General features: G+C 56.4%; 3 protein-coding genes and 1 other annotated feature. Of the genes, 2 read left to right on the plus strand and 1 reads right to left on the minus strand.

What is annotated here, in order from left to right:
- Positions 1 to 55: 55 nt before the first annotated feature.
- Positions 56 to 286, minus strand: a binding site (T-box leader).
- Between the two features lie 128 nt (positions 287 to 414).
- Together QVO43_RS04835 and QVO43_RS04840 are read left to right on the plus strand one after the other, a co-directional pair.
- Positions 415 to 1,077 carry a Crp/Fnr family transcriptional regulator gene (locus QVO43_RS04835; protein ID WP_022487449.1) on the plus strand — a complete coding sequence of 221 codons (663 nt, stop codon included), beginning with the start codon at positions 415 to 417 and terminating at the stop codon, positions 1,075 to 1,077.
- A gap of 82 nt (positions 1,078 to 1,159) precedes the next feature.
- Positions 1,160 to 1,828, plus strand: coding sequence for a uracil-DNA glycosylase family protein (locus QVO43_RS04840; protein WP_022487450.1), 669 nt, complete (start codon positions 1,160 to 1,162; stop codon positions 1,826 to 1,828).
- A gap of 9 nt (positions 1,829 to 1,837) precedes the next feature.
- Here the strand turns inward: QVO43_RS04840 and QVO43_RS04845 are convergent.
- On the minus strand, positions 1,838 to 2,628 hold a 791-nt coding region (locus QVO43_RS04845), incomplete at its 5' end, for a metallophosphoesterase (RefSeq protein WP_288174544.1).

The following is a 2,628-nucleotide window of genomic DNA, read 5'->3' on the forward strand; positions in this document are numbered from 1 at the left end:
TTTTGCGTTTACACAAAATATTTTACACACCCTGAATAAAAAAAGCTTCCGCCCCTGCAGGGACGAAAGCATCGTGGTACCACCCGGCTTCGCCTGGTTGCCCAGGCCTCTCGAGCACACGCAAGGCGGATGCTCCAGTGCTGTAACGGGCACCCCCGGATGACCTACTGCCGTTCAATCATCTGCTCCAAGGCCATGTTCCCCTTCTCCGCCGCTCTCCCTTTCACCCAACTGGAAGCTCTCTGTGCCGGCCTGCAAAGGGTACTCTTCTTTTCATTGCAGGTTTGTCTATCAAATTGCTTTCAATTTAGCACAGAAAACCCGGTTCGTCAAGAGGTTTCCCCCTTGCAATCTTCTCCTTTTGGCCGTATACTGGAGGCAGATTTGATGTTGTTAAAACAACGGAGGAAAACTATGGATACGGAATTTCTGGCCAAAACGGCTTTGTTCAAAAATGTTCCCCCGGAAGAGATCCAGGTCCGGATACACTGTCTGGGAGGTGTAGTCCGCTCCTACGACAAGGGAACCTACATCCATTACGCCGGGGATGTGGTCCACACGGTAAGCATGGTACTGAAAGGAAGGGTCATCATCGAAAACGACGACCTGTGGGGCAACCGGAACCTGCTGGGGCAGATGGGCCCCGGGGAGCTGTTTGCAGAAGCCTATGCCTGTGCGGAAAACGAACCCCTGCTGATCAATGTGCTGGCGGTGGAGCCCACCACCGTGCTGATGATGGACCTGTCCAAGGTGTTCCACACCTGTTCCCGGAGCTGTCCCCAGCACCAGCAGATCAGCGACAACCTGCTCCACATCCTGGCCCGGAAGAACCTGTCCCTGGCCCGGCGGATCCTCCACACCTCCTCCAAATCCATCCGGGGGAGAGTGCTGTCCTACCTGTCCTTTTTGGCAGCCCAGCAGAAGCGGAAGATCATCACCGTCCCCTTCAACCGGCAGCAGATGGCGGATTATCTGAGTGTGGACCGGAGTGCCCTCAGCAACGAACTGAGCAAGATGCAGAAGGAAGGCCTCCTGGAATACCACAAGGAAAGCTTCAAGCTGCTGAAAGAAGAATGAGGACTGTCAATGGTCAATTGTCAATGGCCGTTGGAAGCCGGCTTTCAGCCGGTTCTGAATGATATAAAGGAGTAAGGTTGCTATGGAGCAAATGGAACTTACAGGAAAGATCCTGCCGGGGATCCCGGTGGAGGAGCATCCTTTTCCACCTTTCCTGCCGGAGGGAGCCAAAGTGCTGATCCTGGGGACATTTCCCCCGGCAGCGGAAAAGCGGGCCATGGATTTCTACTATCCCAATTTCCAGAACGACATCTGGCGGATCATGGGAATGATATATTTCAAAGACCCGGACCATTTCCGGAAAGGGACGGAAAAAGCCTTTGACCCGAAAGCCATCAAGGCCTTCCTGACCCGGACAGGCATCGCCCTGGGGCCCACGGTGCTCCGGGCCCAGCGGCAGAAAGGCAATGCCTCGGACAAATTCCTCCATGTGGTGGAAGAAGCCTCCCTGGCCGCCATGGTCCGGCAGATCCCGGACTGCCGCCATCTGATCACCACCGGAGAAAAGGCTACGGAAATCCTCCTTGGCCAGTGCACAAATCCTCCCAAACTGCCCCGGACCGGCACCACCCTGCCCATTACCCTGGACGGACGGGAACTGCTTCTTTCCCGGCTCCCCTCCACTTCCCGGGCCTATCCCATGAAGCTGGAAAAGAAAGCGGAGATGTATGGGGCGGTGCTGCTTGAAGCAGCACCGCCCGTCAGCTGTCAACGGTCAACGGTCATCGGCCAAAGGAAAAAAGCAGATTGAGCCTGCCGCTCAATCTGCTTTTTTGATGTCAATAACGACGATTTCCGGTTTTGGGCCCGTCCTCACCGGGACGCCCCAGAGGCCGTAGCCACTGGAGACTGTGGTCAACATCCCCTCCACCATTTCTGATCCGTAATCCAGGAAGTACATTTTCCGAGTAATCAGCCGGTTGGGAGCCATCTGGCCTGCATGGGTATGGCCGGCAAAATACAGATCGTATCCTTTACCCGCCGCTTCCGGGATCCTTCGGGGTTCATGTTCCATGAACACGTTGAACTTCCCGGGTTCCGGATGATAGTCCGCCCGCCGGTTTCCAAACAGGTAATCGTCCATCCCCGTCAGGTTCAGCCAGGGATTCACCATCCGGTTTTCATCCACGGCAAACCGGACGCCTTCCTCTTCCAGGAATTCCCGTTCCACAGCTCCGGAACCCAGACGTTTGTCATGGTTGCCAAACACCGCATAGACCCCGTCGGTACTCCGCAGCTTCCGGAACGTGCCCAGGGTCCCTTCCTGGAGCACAAAGGGCAGGTCCCCGTCCACCATATCGCCCCCCAGAAGGACCAGATCCGGCTTTTGCTCATTGATCCTCCGGACCAGAGTTTCCCCATAGGAGGTGCCGAAAAGACCGCCAAAATGAAGGTCGGACACAAACACGATCCGATAGGGGCCAGGGATGTTTTTATCCGTGGCATATTCCAGCTTCCGGACCACCGGGTGGAGGGCCTGCCAGCAGCCCACAGCCACCAGGAGCACCGTCCCCGCAAAAAGCACCTGGGCTGCCCGGGGCGCCAGAAACG

It is taken from the genome of Acidaminococcus sp. CAG:542 (genome assembly GCF_000437815.1).
Classification (GTDB): Bacteria; Bacillota; Negativicutes; order Acidaminococcales; family Acidaminococcaceae; genus Acidaminococcus.